The 16582-nt window shown below is 53.8% G+C and carries 9 protein-coding genes and 2 tRNA genes; 1 reads left to right on the forward strand and 10 read right to left on the reverse strand.

The features are described 5' to 3' along the window. Positions 1 to 120: 120 nt before the first annotated feature. Both OZX72_RS08230 and OZX72_RS08235 read right to left on the reverse strand, forming a co-directional pair. The gene (locus OZX72_RS08230) at positions 121 to 1254 is read right to left on the reverse strand and encodes an IS1249 family transposase (protein WP_277158212.1); all 1134 of its coding nucleotides are present in this window, start codon (positions 1252 to 1254) and stop codon (positions 121 to 123) included. A gap of 190 nt (positions 1255 to 1444) precedes the next feature. Then, a complete protein-coding gene (locus OZX72_RS08235; RefSeq protein ID WP_277158213.1) occupies positions 1445 to 2602 on the reverse strand; it encodes an ATP-binding protein in 1158 nt (385 codons plus the stop codon). 692 nt (positions 2603 to 3294) lie between these two features. Between OZX72_RS08235 and OZX72_RS08240 the strand changes: the two genes are divergently transcribed. Further along, positions 3295 to 4221, forward strand: coding sequence for a hypothetical protein (locus tag OZX72_RS08240; protein WP_277158214.1), 927 nt, complete (start codon positions 3295 to 3297; stop codon positions 4219 to 4221). Between the two features lie 433 nt (positions 4222 to 4654). Here the strand turns inward: OZX72_RS08240 and OZX72_RS08245 are convergent, their stop codons facing one another. From OZX72_RS08245 to OZX72_RS08280, 8 genes are all read right to left on the reverse strand, one after another. Continuing rightward, positions 4655 to 7519: a BspA family leucine-rich repeat surface protein gene (locus OZX72_RS08245; protein ID WP_277158215.1), complete on the reverse strand. Its 2865-nt coding sequence runs from the start codon at positions 7517 to 7519 to the stop codon at positions 4655 to 4657. Positions 7520 to 7900: 381 nt separating this feature from the next. Then, positions 7901 to 9232, reverse strand: a complete 1332-nt coding sequence (locus OZX72_RS08250; RefSeq protein WP_277158216.1) for a metallophosphoesterase — start codon at positions 9230 to 9232, stop codon at positions 7901 to 7903. A 128-nt stretch (positions 9233 to 9360) separates the two neighbouring features. Continuing rightward, a tRNA-Gln gene (locus OZX72_RS08255) sits at positions 9361 to 9432 on the reverse strand. 42 nt (positions 9433 to 9474) lie between these two features. Continuing rightward, a tRNA-Glu gene (locus OZX72_RS08260) sits at positions 9475 to 9547 on the reverse strand. A 144-nt stretch (positions 9548 to 9691) separates the two neighbouring features. Next, positions 9692 to 11215, reverse strand: a complete 1524-nt coding sequence (gltX, locus tag OZX72_RS08265) for a glutamate--tRNA ligase (protein ID WP_277158217.1) — start codon at positions 11213 to 11215, stop codon at positions 9692 to 9694. A gap of 101 nt (positions 11216 to 11316) precedes the next feature. Beyond that, positions 11317 to 14439, reverse strand: coding sequence for an alpha-L-rhamnosidase N-terminal domain-containing protein (locus OZX72_RS08270; protein ID WP_277158218.1), 3123 nt, complete (start codon positions 14437 to 14439; stop codon positions 11317 to 11319). A gap of 121 nt (positions 14440 to 14560) precedes the next feature. After that, complete coding sequence (locus tag OZX72_RS08275) at positions 14561 to 15448, reverse strand: hypothetical protein (RefSeq protein WP_277158219.1); 888 nt, start codon at positions 15446 to 15448, stop codon at positions 14561 to 14563. Positions 15449 to 15675: 227 nt separating this feature from the next. After that, positions 15676 to 16581, reverse strand: coding sequence for a carbohydrate ABC transporter permease (locus OZX72_RS08280; RefSeq protein ID WP_277158220.1), 906 nt, complete (start codon positions 16579 to 16581; stop codon positions 15676 to 15678). Between the last annotated feature and the right edge of the window lies 1 nt (position 16582).

Genomic DNA, 16582 nt, shown 5'->3' on the forward strand with positions numbered 1-16582 from the left:
AGAGATACCGACCAAATTGTGGGGTTTAGGCTAACACCCCAAGAAGCATAGCCTAAGCCAACTTCTTTCCGACAATCTTTAGGGTTATAGGCCAGATTGTGTGTCTGGCGGTTTGGTTTTCTAGTAGGTCTGGTTGGGGTATCTGGTGGCGGTGTGGAATTCGTTCCAGTCGATGCCGGTGCCCCAGGTCTCGGGTGTGCCCAGGGTTCGCGCCGCGCCTTCGGGCGAGTGTTCCCATGCCCGTTCGTTGGCTTCCTCTATCTGTTCGTCGGTGATGGCGTGGCGGGCGAGCCATGCCGGGCTTTCGGGGTGTTCGGTGTGCATGTAGCACCACCAGCAGATGGCCTTGATCTCGTGGGTCAGGGGCATGCCGTTGTGGCTGCGGAGCATGTCGCGCAGCCGCCGGTTCCATGACTCGACGAGGTTGTTGGTCGGCGGTATCGGCCCCCGGCATTCGCCGGCCATGGTGATGAAGGTGTCCATGACGTGTTCGGAGATCCGCCTGCGGATCATGGCGCGGGCGCGCACCAGCCTCTGGTGGGCGTCGGCGACGGTGCCGTCCTTGTACTCGCTCTTCTCGTCAAGGAACCCCTTCCATCTCTGTTCCCACTGGTTGTAGGCGGCGAGCCAGTCCGCCATCATCGGCCCGTCCTTGACGCGGCTGAGCCGCCGGGCCAGTTTCAGCAGCTCGCGCCCGGCCTCGAGTCTGGGCCGTTTGCCGGTCAGGACCGTGATGTTCATGCAGATGTGGAACAGGCAGCGCTGCATTTTGGTGCCGGGCCATATGGCCTTCATGGCCTTGCCGATGCCGTTGCCGCCGTCGCAGACCAGCACCCTGGGAGGGGCGATGCGGCGCATCAGGTCCATCCAGGCCCGGCTGTTCTCGCTTCTGGCGACCCGCCAGCCGATGACGTGCCCGCCGGCCACGGCGATCAGGGCCACGGCCCGCCGGTGCAGCCAGATGCCGTCGACCTGCACCACGTCGTGCCGTTCCCGCACCACGGGGACGGGCGGGTTCAGGCGCCACATCAGTTCGTTGCCGCGGCGCAGCGTGCGTGCGGCCACGCCCGCGCCGGCCTGCGTGCTCCCGGAGAACAGCCATTCCAGGCCTTTCCTGAGGCCCTCGGAGGCGTGGTCGTAGGCGCGGGTGCGCGACGCCCCGCACGCCTTGCACCTCCACCGGGTCCTGCCCGCGCTGGTGGTTCCGTTCTTCTTCATTCTTCCGCCGCACGCGGCGCACAGGGGTGTCTCCATGCCACCCATCGAACACGGCACATTCGAACAGGCCGGAACCCTTGGCACGCAAGGCCCGAAGACCACTTCCGGACACACATTCTGGCCGCCCCCGAAAGTATCCCGCCACACTTTCGAACCGGCTTCAGGCCATACGGGACAAACCCTCAACGCAGATTACAGACACACAATCTGGCCTATAACCCAATCTTTATCTCAGCAGCCAGTCCTTGGCAGTGCATACGTTTACTCCATTGGACGTGTAGCTGGACTCGACACGCGAAACGACCCATTGATGATCCTGTGACACATCTAAATCACCGGCAATCTTGCGAACCTGCTTCGCGAAACGATCATGATAGGTTTGGCCTGATTTAATTTCGACCAGATCCGGCTGCGACGAGTCGGTGAAATCGAGCAAGTCGACTTCTATATCACTATCGTCGCGGTAGAAGTAAAGTTCCGGATTCTTGCCTTGGTTAAAGTAACGTTTCGACGTCTCCGCCACAATCAAGTTTTCGAATACGTTTCCCAGCACAGGGCTCAACAAAAGTTCCTGAACAGAATTAATTTTGAGCAAATAACACAACAACCCGGTGTCATAGAAATATATCTTCGGTGTCTTGGTCAACCGCTTTCTGGCATTGTAATGAAATGGCATCAACGGGAAAGTAATGTAGCTCGACTCAAGTATCGAAAGCCATCCTTTCACGGTCGGCACTGACACATCCAACTCATTGGCAAAATGGGTGTAATTGATGAGGCTACCAGCATTGAGCGCGCAGAGACCCAAGAACTTGCGGAATACCGCGACGTTGCGCACGTCCAAATAATCCGCGACATCGCGCTCGATATATGTATCGATATAGCTCGAGAAAAACACGTCCAACGGCATTCCATTGTCGTAAGGGCGCGGGAAACCACCTCTGAGCATGAATTCATCAACATTCGGCGAAATCTTCGTCTTCATAGCCTCCGAGTAGGAAAAAGGCAACAGTTTCGTGATTCCGACGCGACCGGCGAGGGATTGCTTGATGTTCTTCAGCATCAGGAAATTTTGAGAACCCGATATGACATACTGCCCCGGCTCATTGCGCTCATCAGAAACGACTTGAATCATCGAAAAAAGGTCAGGAACATATTGTGCTTCATCGATGATGAGACGACTCTGCCGATTACGAATAAAACCGACGGGGTCGTTTGTCGCTTCCCGCCTCATTTGCGGATTTTCCAAATTCACATACTCATAGTCGGAGAACGCCGACTTGACCAACGTCGATTTTCCACTCTGCCTTGGGCCCGTAACAGAAACCACCGGAAACCACGTTGCCATTTTTTTGAGTAAAGGGTCCAAAAGACGTGGTGTCATGACGAGTCCTCCAAACCGACTACTTCAAACATCCAAATAAAATATCTGACTTTAATTTTACCATAATCTCTAAGTAGAAAATACCATAATCTTTAAGTAGGTTTTACCATAATCTTTAAGTAAGGAAAACCATAATCCTAAAGCAGGAATGCTATAGCCTATAATTAGCCTGGCCAAAATTCAGCGACAAATACTTCAGAGCAGGTTATTGACCTACAACCCGCCTATAACCCTCAAACCTGCTCTATGAGGTCAGATACCGCCACATACCTGCGGCGCAACACCCGCACACGTGTTGCGCGGTTCCCTGCCGTCCGATATGCTATAGCTATGCCTACCTTTGCGAAGGCAAGGAAGTGGAAGCCGGATGTCCCTGCGTTGGCGTGGGGCCCGGCTTCCGCGCTTCTCGGCTCAAACGCCGGACCGCAGAGGAAGTACAACCAACTTCTTCTGTCCTATAACCCCCTTATACCAATAATTATCACAAGTAAAAAAATTGCCGCTAAAAAGCTATCCATGACTTCAAATGTTTCAATTCCCACGATCTAACGATTTCATAAGCAGCTCCTGTATTTTCATATTTTAATAAGAATCATCCTTTGTTTATAAACATTTGACTCGATGTAGCATATTTAAAAAGAGAACTAATTTAACTTCTTCGGAATGCATCCCTTTGCTGAAAGACCGTACAAATGAGCAAGCCTAACCACAAAAGCACATCTCTCTGGGATAATTCAGTCGTAAAAATTGTCCGACAGATATCCTTCATATTTGCCATTGGCTTTACTGTTGCATGGATTTATGCTTTTAATGAGGACTGGCCAGAAACTACAGCCAACATTCCTTGCATAGGTTTACTTCTTAGCTTGATAATTTGTTCCTTTTGGGGATGTTGCGGAGTTTGGGTTGCTGACGATAAACCAATATCTTCGCTTGAAGACAAAAAACAATTTACAGCAATTATATTCTGGTGGATCCTGCACATTTTCTATTGCATTTCTACTGCCACTATGAGCCTGTCATTTAAACGGACAATAGATACATTTAAAGAAAAAAGCCAGTCTTATTATTGCCACACCATACCTCCCTACAGGCTCTTTTGTAACATGAAATGTGATCCAGGAAACTGGCACGCAGGCAAGTCAGATATGATGTTTCTGGCCATAGGAATGTTTGGCATGGTATTAATCGAAGTAATAGTGATTCTTTTATCCGTAAACGATATTTATTATTATCGTCAAATTCCGAAATGGTTTGAAAAGATTTCTATATATCCCATATTAGGAGCATCATTCTTCATATATATCGGCATCATAAATGACTGGGGGGCAAACATTAAGAGTTCTGGCTTGAGTTCCGGACTCATGACTTTTATATCTTTGCTGACCCTCACTTATATTGCAAAAGTTTGGGACGAGTGGTACAGCGAACGAACTCTCAACGACAAAGCATCCACAAAGAGAAAAAATCATACGCCACATCACTCAAAACGTCTCATGACCGAGTCAAACGCAAAGAACACAGAAACCAATAAAAACATTCACTTCTTTCACAGAACCCGAGTGCCAACAGACACTGGCAACACAAGAGGTCCATCCGTGCGTAAGAAATCCCACTAATCTCATAGGTATATATCCGTGAATCAGCCTACCTCTCAAATACGGGAAATCTAAAAGCCGAATGTACAGCTTCCACAGATAGTTAATGTCAAATTCGGATGATCCTGCGACACGCCTAAATCACCGGCAATCTTGCGAACTTGCTTCGCGAAACGATCATGGTAGACCTACCGGATTTAATTTCAACCAAATTCTCGAATATGTAATCGAATCTGATAATTTATATCATCATTTTCCCATAATCCGTAAGTAGCGAATACCATAATCCGAAAGTAGGGAATACCATAACTTACTAGTAGACAGCGCGATGGCGCTTTATCAAGCCATTTCCAGACATAAAAATAGTGGCCACTCAACTCGAAATCTTATTCGAGCAGGGCAGCCACTATTGGCTAGATACTATCGGTTGGCAAACTTTCGAACACCGAACAGATCAGTAGCGCTGCGCGTGCTGGGACGCAGTTGCCTTCGCGCCTTGCGGATGCTCGCTGCGGTAATACTGGATTGCGAGTATGGCAGTGGCAACGATGAATATCAGAGCCACGATGATCCACCAGTTGAACTGCGTCTTGGGCGCGTTCGAGGTCTCGGGCGCGGACTGGTGCACCGAGCAACGCGGCAGACCCATCGACGAAGCAGGCTCAAGCCAACCGCTCAGGGTGACGTAATTGCCCGTATCCGTCTTGCAGACGTACTTGCCGGAATCCTTCTTCTTGGGCTCCTTGACGGTGTCGTTGCCGGTGGTGCCGGAATTGTTTTGACTGCTGTCCGGCTGAGCGCCGAGCACAGGTGCCGGGGCAACCACAGGACGCTGCACCACAATCCGGTTCACCGTCGTTTGCGGTTGCGCTGCGGGCTGCGCAGCAGGAGCACCGTTTGCGGCGTTGCCATTATTGCCGCTGGTCTGAGCCGGCTGGTTCGACGAAGCCGCGTTGTTCTGCTGGCTATTATGATCGGTTTGGTCGGACTGGCCGTTGTCACCAGGCTTCTCCACCGGCTTCTCAACCACCTTCGCAGGCTTGTCAAGGCCAGTAAACGCATCAAGCAACTTGGCTTGAGCGCCATTGACGTTCTGCTGCGTGGCATCTGCATCGTCCATCACGGCTTTGGCATCGCTCAACGCCCGGACCAAAGGCTTCCAGGAAGCGGCGGTGTAATCGCTCTGATGCGCAGCCGAAGCCTTGCCGATCAGCACGCCCAAACTGCTCTTGTCAGCCTTCAACACGAGTCCATCGATGGCCTTTTTCAGTGCGGTCTGCGCGGCATTGACATCGTTGCGCGTCGCGTTTGCATTGGCATTGACCGTGTTCGCACCAGCTATGGCATTGACCAGAGCGGTCCACGTGGACGGACGGTAATCGGCCTGATGCTTGGCGTTGGCCATATCAAGCAACGTAGTGAGGCCCAGTTTGTTGGGCAGAACTTCAAGGCCGTTGTGGCCGGACTGCAAAGCGCTCAGGGCCTTATCAACCGCGCTCTGGTTGCCGTTGCCATCGAGCACGGCATTCGCGGCATCCAGCGCCTTCTTGAAGGTGGCCCAAGTTGCCGGCGTGTAATCGGCCTGAACCAGCTTTGAATCCTGAACAATCTCGTCGTTCAACGCGCTTGCGTCGCGAACCAGCGTCCACGCAGAGGCGACACTCGTACCGTTCTCAGCCGGAGTCACGGAGCTGCCTGCGGCATACGATGTATTGGTTGCGGCATCCTTCCAGCCGGCAAACGTATAGTCGTGCGAAACATGGCCACCATTGGCATAGCGGAGATTGGTGGGTCCTGCAGGCAACGCCATCGGCGCGAAACGCTCTACCAACTTGGAAGTGCCGTCGCTCTGCGGAACGTTCGCGGAATATCCGTGACTACGCAACGCCGCATTGTTGCCGTCGACCTTGTATTTCGCACTCGGAGCCGTCACATTTGTGGTGACATCGCGGTAACTCTCCCAAACGTATGTCGCCGCCGGAATTGGGGTGCGTGAAAAGACGTTGATGGCCTTTACCAAATCGGCTGCGGAATTAAATTCATTGCCTTTCAGGGCGTCATTGCTGGCAACAGGCGCGTCAACGACCTTGACCCACTTGCCGGTATAGCCGTTTTCTTCAAGACCTTTATTCGCTTCAGGAAGACCGTTGACCTGTAGGGACTTGTATTGGCCGGGATAGACACTAGGCGTGCCTCTCACTCCGAGCGTCAATTTCTGCAGCGAAGACGGAAGGGAGACCCCCTGCTGCCCCTGCACATTGGCTGTGTCCCAACCGGACAAATCCAAAGAAGTAAATCCGGTTCCAGTAAAAATCTGGCCCATATTCGTCACCTTGCTGGTGTTGAGTTTTTCCAGACCTTTGACGGAATTCAGCTTTCCAGCGTCAGTGAACATGGATTGCATATTGGTCACATGAGAGGTATCGAAGCTCGAAAGATCCAACGATTGCGCGGCGACGCGGCCAAACATGAAACTTGTGTTGGTCAAAGCCGGGGTGTGGAAATGATCCAGGCCGACAATGGAGGTCAGGAACCCATCGTACAGGAACATCGAACCCATCGAGGTGACTTTCTGAGTGTCGAAGCTGGAGACATCCAAAGTTCTGTATCTTGAAGCATAGAACATCGAGCCCATGTCGGTGACATTCTGGGTATGGAAATCGGTCAGGCCCTTGATGGTGGTCAACTGCATGTTGTTGTTGTTGGCGAACATGCTGTTCATATTGGTCACGTTCGAAGTGTCGAAACCGGAGACATCCAACGATGTCATCGCGAAATCGGATGAGAACATGCTGTTCATATTGGTCACTGCGGATGTATCAACGAAGCCGTTGGAGACGAAGGTCTTGAACCCGCCCTGGTTGTTATATCCGTGGAAATACTGCGCCGAGGTGTTGTTTAGCTTGGTCTTGTTCGGGCCAAGGAAAACGATGTGGTCCACCGTTGGATCGACCTGGTGCATCGTCACCCCGTAGATCGTCCTGACGGCAATGACGTCGCTGCTGTTGGGCATGGCGTTGTTGCCGGAAGCGTCTGCCGTGATGGTCAGCGTACATTCGCCGTTGCTGTCGACCGTCTTGGCCCAGCCGGCAAATCCGTTTTGCGCCGGGGCCGAGCCGAGGCATCCACCACGGGTGCGCAGGCCTGAAGGCTGAGACGCGGGACCTCGCGTCGAGTCAGACGCGCTTTTGCTTTGACCAGCATCAAGATTGATATAACCGGATTCAGCTGCAGAGGCGACAACGGGTGCCACCAACAGCGTTACGGCAACAAGTAAACCGATTGCCGTATTTTTCTTCTTCTTTAAATTATCTTTCACAATTCCCCCTAGTTTTGTGAAATGCATCATAAACCAATAATGCACGTTGCAATGCTAGGAAATTCAGGCAAAAAATTCAAGCCGACCGATTCCTCCCAGCCTGCAACCGTGTCATTATTGGGTTCAGGGGCAAATCCCGATATTCACTTGATATTGTATATTTATCGAAATTATTTATACATTACCTATATTTATACAATCATTTTGAATATAAATGCATAATTATTGGTTCAAAATTCGGCTGCAAGCGATAAATATATCGTTCTATTTATCACTCATCAAAAAAATTAGGCAAACGTTACATTAACCGCGATAAACCTGAAAAGATAAAAGCATAATTCAAGACACGCCGACAAAAATAGACACAGTCTTGTTTGCCAGCTATTTCTTCAGATGCATCTTGCGCAGAATCTGGGCAAGCAGACGCGGGCGACGCAGGAGGTTCGTACCCTCTTTGGCGGCATCGGGAGCGCCGTTGAGGGAGTATGTGTAAACCTTGTTGGAACTCGATTTGCCGACCAAATCGCCGAACTCGAGCAGCTGGGTGCGCGGCTCATAAGGGTGACGGATGTCGAACTCGAGAAGCCGTGCGGCACGCTGGGTCGGAGCCGGGCCGTAGGAACCGAACCCGCAGGTGGGCGTGGCGAAAAGCGTCAGGTCATCAGTGGTGCCGGCAAAACGGTTGCGGTGGTCGTGACCGGCCAGCAGCGCGAAATAACCGTCCGTCGACTTCAGAATGTCGAACTCGCCGGTATCGGTGTCGGGGCAGCTGACGCCCTCCCCCAGGAAGCTACCAGGCAGCGTCTTGGACTTGTCGATGACGTAATTGTGGCCTGCGAACGTGCGATAACCCTCCACGGCATGCGCGGCGGTGGCCGGCACCTCCTTGAGCAGATCGTAATATTGCGGCACCGGAATATGTTGGAAGACGATCGACTTGGCACCGACCAGCTTCGGGGCCACTTTCAGGAAGTCAAGCGCGCGCTGGCTGGGCGCGCCATAGCCGCCGAGCTTGCCGTAATCGCCGGAATTGAAAATCACCAGGCCGAGCACGTTGTCGCTTTTGTGGTCCTCGCTGACAGGAAGCACGAATGTGCCCGCCTCGCAAGGATAGATGTACTGGTCCGGCAGGCCGCTGCCAGGCTGCTTGCGAGGCCGGTCGGAACGCTTGATGGGCGGTTCCGGGTTCAGACAACCGGGAAATTCGCGATAGATCTCATCGAGTTCAGCGTTGGAGAGCCCGCACTGGAAATCGTGATTGCCGTAGGTCACGGCCCACGGAACGTGGCGCTCAATCAGCGGGGCAAGGAACTGCGAGATTTCCTGCCGCGCAAGCTCGCGGGTGTGCTCAAGTTCGGTGTTGCGCTGGTTAGTTGCCGCAGTGCCCATCGACCATTTCTGCGGCGTCCACGTGCGTTTGCGGAACGTTTTGGCGTACGCCTTGTCGTAACCGGCGATCTGGTTGCCGGAGAAAATGACGATATCGGGACGGGAACTGTCGACCGCGGCCTCGATGAGTTTGATGGTGTCTTTGTTGACCTTCGGGCCGTCCTGTATGTCTGCCAAGACCAGGACCCGGAACTTACCGGAATCGTGGAACTGCAGGCGGCCGAGACGCACCGAGACGGAAACAGGCCGGGTGTCGCCCTCCTGTACGGGTTGAATCCTCGGTTTAGAAGAAAGACCATGCGTTCCGTGTGTCTGCTCAGTCATGATTCCAACCTTCGTGTTGTTGACAATCCCACCAATACCACCAGCATCATTACCTCATTACTGGAATATTATCCCACAATAATAAAAAACCTCGCAACTTATAAAGCTGCGAGGCTTTTGCATCTTTGCTGGGGTACCTGGACTCGAACCAAGAACAACTGAACCAGAATCAGCCGTGTTGCCAATTACACCATACCCCAATTGGCTTGGTGCTGTAGCCGTTAAGTAACTATAGCACTTCGTACCTCCAATCGGATTTGAACCGATGTTGGCGCCGTGAGAGGGCGTAGTCCTAGACCGCTAGACGATGGAGGCTTAACTTATCGCTGCCCTTCCCAAGGCAACAAACTAGTAGTTTATAGGAAAGCCTGAATAAGCGCAACCCGGCGTGTTGACTTTGCCTGGAGCCGAACGGCAGGTCGCGCTTTTCAAAGCTTACTTAACCGGGCTTTATCCGCTTTACAGATGCTCGCGCAAGCCCTTGAGACGAGCGAGCGTCAGCGGCTTGCCGACGATCTCCATGGACTCGAAAAGCGGCGGGGAAACGCGGCGGCCGGACATGGCCACGCGCACCGGGCCGAACGCCAGACGCGGCTTGAAACCGCCGTCTTCGACCAGCGCCTTGTTGAGCGTCTCGTGGAGGTTATCGGTCTTCCAATCGGCTTCGGCGACGTCGCTCAACGCGGCGATGGCCTTGTCGAGTACTTCGGGAGCGGAATCCTTGAGCGTCTTGCGGGCGTCGTCCTCGGGCTCGATGTATTCGTCCTCGCTCAGCAGGCTTCCGGCCATGCCGGCGACCTCGCCAAGCAGACGCACACGCGGCTGGACCAGCGGAGCGGCGGCCGTGAGAATCGTGCGTTCGCGGTCAGTCAGCTTGTCCCACGAATCAGCGGAGACCACACCATCGCGGTGCAGATACGGCACGGAACGGTTGAGGAAGTCCTGCGGCTCGAGCATGCGGATATGCTCGGCGTTGATGGAGATGGCCTTGTCGATGTCAAAGTGGGCCGGGTTGGCCTTGACGTCACGGATGTCGAACTTCTCAACCATCTCGTCCATGCTGAACACGTCGCGGTCGGGCGCGATCGACCAACCGAGCAGTGCCAAGTAGTTGAGCAGGCCTTCGGGAATGAAGCCGTTTTCGCGGTGCAGGAAGAGGTTGGACTCCGGGTCGCGCTTGGAAAGCTTCTTCTTGCCCTTGCCCATGACGTAAGGCATGTGGCCGAAGAGCGGCATTTCTTTGGCGATGCCGAGCTTGATGAGGTAACGGTAAAGCACGACCTGGCGAGGCGTGGAGCTCAGCAGATCCTCGCCGCGCAGCACGACGTTGATGCGCATGAGCGCGTCGTCGACCGGGTTGGTGAGCGTGTAAAGCGGATCACCGTTCGGGCGCACGATGACATAGTCCGGAACGCTGCCGGCCTTGAACTCGATGCGGCCACGGATGAGGTCGTCGAAGGCGATGTCTTCGTCGGGCATCTTGATACGCAGCGCGGGCTTGCGGCCCTCGGCCTTGAACGCGGCCTTCTGCTCGTCGGTCAGGTTGCGGTCGTAGCCGTCGTAACCGAACGCCTTCGGGCGGCCGGCGGCGACGTTGCGCGCCTCGATCTCTTCGGAAGTGGAATAGGACTCGTAGGCGTAACCTGCGTCGAGCAGCTTCTGGGCAACGTCGCGATAGATATCGCCACGCTCGGATTGGCGATACGGGCCGTCGGGACCGCCGACATTGATGCCCTCGTCCCAATCAATATGAAGCCAGTTCAAAGCATCGATAATCTGGTTGTAGCTTTCCTCGGAATCGCGTTCGTTGTCGGTGTCCTCGATACGGAAGACAAAGGTGCCGTGCGTGTGCCGCGCCTCCGCCCAGTTGAAGAGGGCGGTGCGTACCATGCCGACGTGTGGCGTGCCGGTGGGCGACGGGCAGAAGCGAACACGGACGTCTTTGGGCAGTTCAGGTCTTGAATCAGTTGAATTTTCAGTCATAGAACCATTATGCCGCGCGTGATTGACGGGAGTGCAGGTTTCGCGGCTAAAAAGCCCAATATGCCGCCCTTTGTAAGCAGAAGATTAGATACCACTGTCAATTAATCCGGCAAAGCGAGACTTCTGACGACGTGATGGCCGGATTCGAGTGGGGGCAGGAGCCAGGAATTGGGCGGGCAGCGGACACCGGCGATGAATCTGGGCTCGGTGATTTGTTCGGCGTCGCAGGGCTTGTGATCGACCAACACCATGCCCAGCGAGCCGCCGCGCAGCAGGGGCAACACCACCAGCGCACTGCAATTGGGAGGTACATCGATCTCCAGCTGTAGACAGTCTTCGCCCTGTGCCGGACCGTTGTGGCGTCCCGTCTTGTAGGATACGTCGCTCTCCAGTTGCGGACACCCCTTGCCTGCAGCCGAATTCTCGGAAGGTTCGGAAGAATCCGCAAAATCTATACCCGTCGAAATCATGCCACTGCCGGCTTCTTGGCAGCGAACTGCGATGGAACCAGCGCGAACAGGGACTTTTACCTCAGCCTCTTGGACATCGCCAAGCTGCGGCATGACCAAGAACGTGCGATAACCGGGTTCAATTGGACGGATACCGAGCAGACCTTGTGGCAGAAGGTAGACAGGCGAAGCGGCCCAAGGATGCGAATAGGTGAGGTTCGGCTTAAGGCCCGGGTCCCAGGCCTCCATCGTGCCGCCGCCTTGAGCGTGAAGCATGTTGCTCCAGGTTCGCTGGCCTTCCGGTTCGGCAATCAGCGCATTGGCATCGGCTCCATAACCGGCACGGTAGAGGCCTTCAAGATAAACCGCAGCCACATAGACGCTGCAGACCATCCCCCGCGAGCGCAAATAATCGGCCACTCTTGGCAGTCTCTCTTCCGGAATCTGCCCGAATGCGAGTGCGAAGGCCGAAGCGTGCAGCGAGCAATGTTTGATGCGCAGAGCTTCCATTCCCCCATTATCCGAAACATCTTTATCAGTGCTCAGAACATCTATAAGACCGTCGCAATATGCACCTTGCGTTTCGTCGTAAAGCCATGTATTGATTGCCTTACGGATGCGTTTTGAACGAGTGTCGAATAATTTGGCATCATCGTCTTCACCGACAAGCCGAGCAAGCTGGGCCATATCGGCATACGCCTGCGAAGCCAGCGCATTGACGACGGTGTTGACGCGGCCAAAAACGAAACCATCACGCTCACTTTGCGGCCAGTCAACCAAGTCGCCATCTCTATGGCTCGATTCGCCCGGATCCTTGACAATTAACCCGAAGTCATCATTGAAAAAACGTTGCGGCAAAAGGGTTTTGAGACGTTCATACTGGGCACGCACCTGCGAATCTTCGCCAGTATGCATCCACCAATCGTAGACCGCGAGAATCAAGTACATCGGCCATTCGGTGGGCCAAGTGCGGTTGGCAATCAGATAGTCGATCGTATAGCGGGCCAGCGTTGGGGCGTCATCGAGTGCGAGATGGCATTGCTGTTGAATCCACGCGTCGGCCTCGTAAGGAGTGCGCTCACGCGTCCAGGAATCTGTATAAATATTGCCGTTGCACGCATCGATAGTGTCAGCGCAAAGCTTCCAGACGACGTTCAGAGTTTGATCTGAAGAGCGGAAATCGGCGTCATTCGCGGTCTTTGGATAGACCAGCGCCGAAGCTTCGACTTCAAGCTGTCCTGAATTAAATAGTTTGGTCACATCCACATCGAAGGCATTCATGCCTTGAGATTCAAGGTTATCTTCGCCATCTCGCCCATGGACTTGGATATTCCATGAAGTTGGCTCAGCCATATCACAAGAATCGTGGTCATCGAGGTCAGCGCCAATACTGGCATGAAGCTCGACATAGCGGAACACACGCATCCCCCACGTCTCAAGCGCATCGTCGGCTCCGTTCCGGCTTTCATTGTTCCCCTCGCCTCTTTTGACATGCCAGCGATCTTCATAGACGTTGGAGGTGTCGAGATGATATTTGACAGTTCCGTCGTCATTGCGAACCTCGCCATATCTGATGTCCAATTCCAGCGATTTCAAGAAATGCGAACGCACCCGCACACCGCCGATTTGCACACTACCGAAATCAAGTACCACTCCCCCGTCCGGCAAAGCTGAAACGGCAACCGGATTCCGGTGACGCAGCTGCAATTTATCGGTCGGAGTCGGCTCAAGTCTTATGAAATCCGGCTTTTCAACGGCGTTGGACCATGCTGAATCGTCAAAACCGGGTTCATCGAAACCAAACGGATAATATCGCGAATCAATGTTTTCTGCCGGCGCCTCGAAATACTGTGTTCCTATCGAAGCGCTGTCTGGATAGACACGGGTGCCAAGCATCGTCTTCCAGCTGGAATCAGTAGTATAATGGCGCACTTCGCCATCGACAAATTCGACATCAAGCTGGGCTGCAAAACGTTGGTCTTCAAGCGTGTATGCAAGCACAGCAAGCGTATTGGCTCCGGAATGCAGCAAAGCCGTGACATCGTAGCCATCCACACGAGCTTCATCACCAATCGGGAACACAGGCCCACAGCCCACAAACGAACCGTTCGCCCACATCCGATAGATAAACTGCCGGGCTGGACGGGTTGAAGATCCCGTCGCATACAACGTCGCCCACAATATCGGCTTATCAAGCAACGTGATTTCGGTGCGCAGAAAAACCCAACCGCGCGAGTTTCCCGCATTTTCGGGAATTCCTGAAACATCGGCCCAAATCGGCGTCGCCCACCATCGCGAACCCGGCCATGCGCCGAAAGTTACAGGAGCAGCCCATTCAGAGTCGCCATCAATATCGGTGTCTAATTTTTCGGTACCATCTTTAAGATTGTTGGCATCCTTCGCATCCGGCTCAGACATGATATTCCGAGAAATCGTTCCAGTTTCGACAATTCTGGGCTTGTTTCGTGCACCAGCTTTCACAGATTCTACGGCGCCATGCCACAAACGAACCGATGCCCAATATCTCTGGCCCAGTTCCAACGGTACCTCAACCAAAGGAACGCCTTCGAAACCATCGTCAAGCACCTTGCCGCTATCCCAAATATCGCCAACACAAGCCGCAGCCTTTGCCGAAGTGCTTGCGACAACGATTTGATAGGCCACAACGTTACCGACGTCGGTGTTATCGCCGCTTTCTCGCCATCGAAGTACGGGAGCGGAATCGCAAGTCAAATCGACCGGATTTACCCTGTCGTTAATCAGAATTTGTATCACAAAATCACACTTCCTTGTGCAGATTCGGAATTTGCGTCAAATGCAGCAAGACTATTGAAAACGCCTTATACTCCAAAGGCTTACTATCAGTACCGAGGTATGCCATCATTGCCAAACCCGCTCATTGCCGGTAATCGCTCATCGACGAGAACAGGCCGGACATGCCGCCGCTGTTGCCGGCAGGCTTTTCGCTGTCTCCGGTGTAGAGCTCGATCAGTTTTTTGTCGCCGGACTCGCGGGCCAGCGCCTCAAAGAGCACATCCGCCTGCCAGCGCGCCGAAGCCCAGACGATATACCAGATGATGCCGGTGAACAGCAGGCCGGTGATGATCGGCGAACTCGCCATTCCCCAGAAGTAGCCGAAGACGGCAATGCCGCTGATCACGATCATATAGATTCGCCGCGCGGAAAGCAGCACACCATTTTTGACGACCGCATACCACTTTGCGTTCGGATATTCCACCACGAGCACGAGCGAAACCAGCAGTGATTGGATGAGGAAAATGATGCAGATGGAAAGGACCGGCACCATCAGGGCACCGAAACCAAGCTTCATCATGATCTGCATCGAATAGGAGAACGTGAAGATGAAGAACCCGTAAATCGCCCCCTGCACGATTGCGCGAGGCAGCAGACGGATAAAAGCCCGGAAATACGGGCGAATGCAGGCCGCGCTGTCATCCGGCGGAACATAAGGGCCGGCAATCCAGTCGGGCGGACGATAGCCTTCGTTCAACATACGAACTCGGCGCTTGCTGGCCCGCCCGAATAACGTCGGCTGGTCACGGAAAAGCGCGAAACCGGCGGCGATGCCAGGAGAACTTAGGACCAGTGCTAGGGTCAGAGCCGGGTAATAGTCCAGATTCTGAACCACCACCCAGATGGCAATCAGAGGAACAATGCCGACGAAAATGCACCATCCGGCCATCAGCAGGACATAGACGCTGTTGGCTATCAGGCCGAAAGCGTTACCAAGGTTGTGATTTTTGCCGTTGGACGTTGACGCCATCACGCACTTCCCTTCGTCTTGGGTTATGGAACGTTCCGGAATACCTCATTCGCAACGTCCTAATGGTTATCGCTTTGCAGTATTTATTATCGATATTTATGCAATAAATACGGCAATACGAAACCACTGAAATACAGAAATAATGACGAAAATCCGATGCGTGCCTCGCAATGACATCACTGCAAGCAACACACATCGGATTTTCACCTTTCACGAAACCGGCAAAATCAGCCCTTCATACCGGAGGTTGCGATGCCTTCGATGAACTGCTTCTGGCCGATGAGGAAAACGATGATGATTGGGAGCACCGAGATGACGGAGCCGGTCATGATCATCGCGTAATCCGCGTTGTACTGGGAGATGAACTGCTTCAAGCCGATCTGGATGGTCCACAGGTTTGCGGAGCGCAAGTAGATCAACGGGCCCATGTAGTCGTTCCAAGTGTTGGTGAACGTGATGATCGCCAACGCCGCGATGGACGGGCCGGAAAGCGGAAGCACGATCTTCCAGTAGATGCCGAACTCGCTCAGGCCGTCCAGACGAGCCGCTTCCGACAAGTCCTCGGGTATCGTGTCATAGAACTGTTTCATCATGAACACGCCGAACGCGCCGAACGCCTGCAGCAAGATGATTGACCAACGGGTGTCGGAAAGGCCGACGGCCGCAATCATCTTGAACTGCGGAATCATGTAGGCCTGCCACGGCACAGCCATTGTCGCGATGTAGACCAGGAACAGGGCGTTGTGGCCGCGGAACGGAATCTTCGAAAAGCCGTAGGCGGCGAACGAACCGGTGAAGACCTGCAGCGCGGTGACGATGATCGCGAAGAACAGGGTGTTCAAGATCCACGTGGTCATGTTGGACTTCGACCAGATGGCCAGGTAATTATGCCATTGCCACGCCGAGGGGAACCACTTGATCGGGACCGTATAAACTTCGTTGTTCGGCTTCAGGGACGAAAGCACCATCCAGAAGAACGGCAGCAAAGTGAACGCGGCCACCGCAATCATGGCGAGATAACCGACGATCGTGCCGATGATTTTAAGCGGGGATTTGGGTTTCTCGTTGAAGGGGATCTCGGGCGCCGCGGCACCGGCCTCAGCCAATTGAGGAGCTACTGCTTGCGTAGACATA

Origin of the sequence: Bifidobacterium sp. ESL0769, assembly GCF_029395495.1 — a bacterium.
GTDB lineage: Bacteria > Actinomycetota > Actinomycetes > Actinomycetales > Bifidobacteriaceae > Bifidobacterium.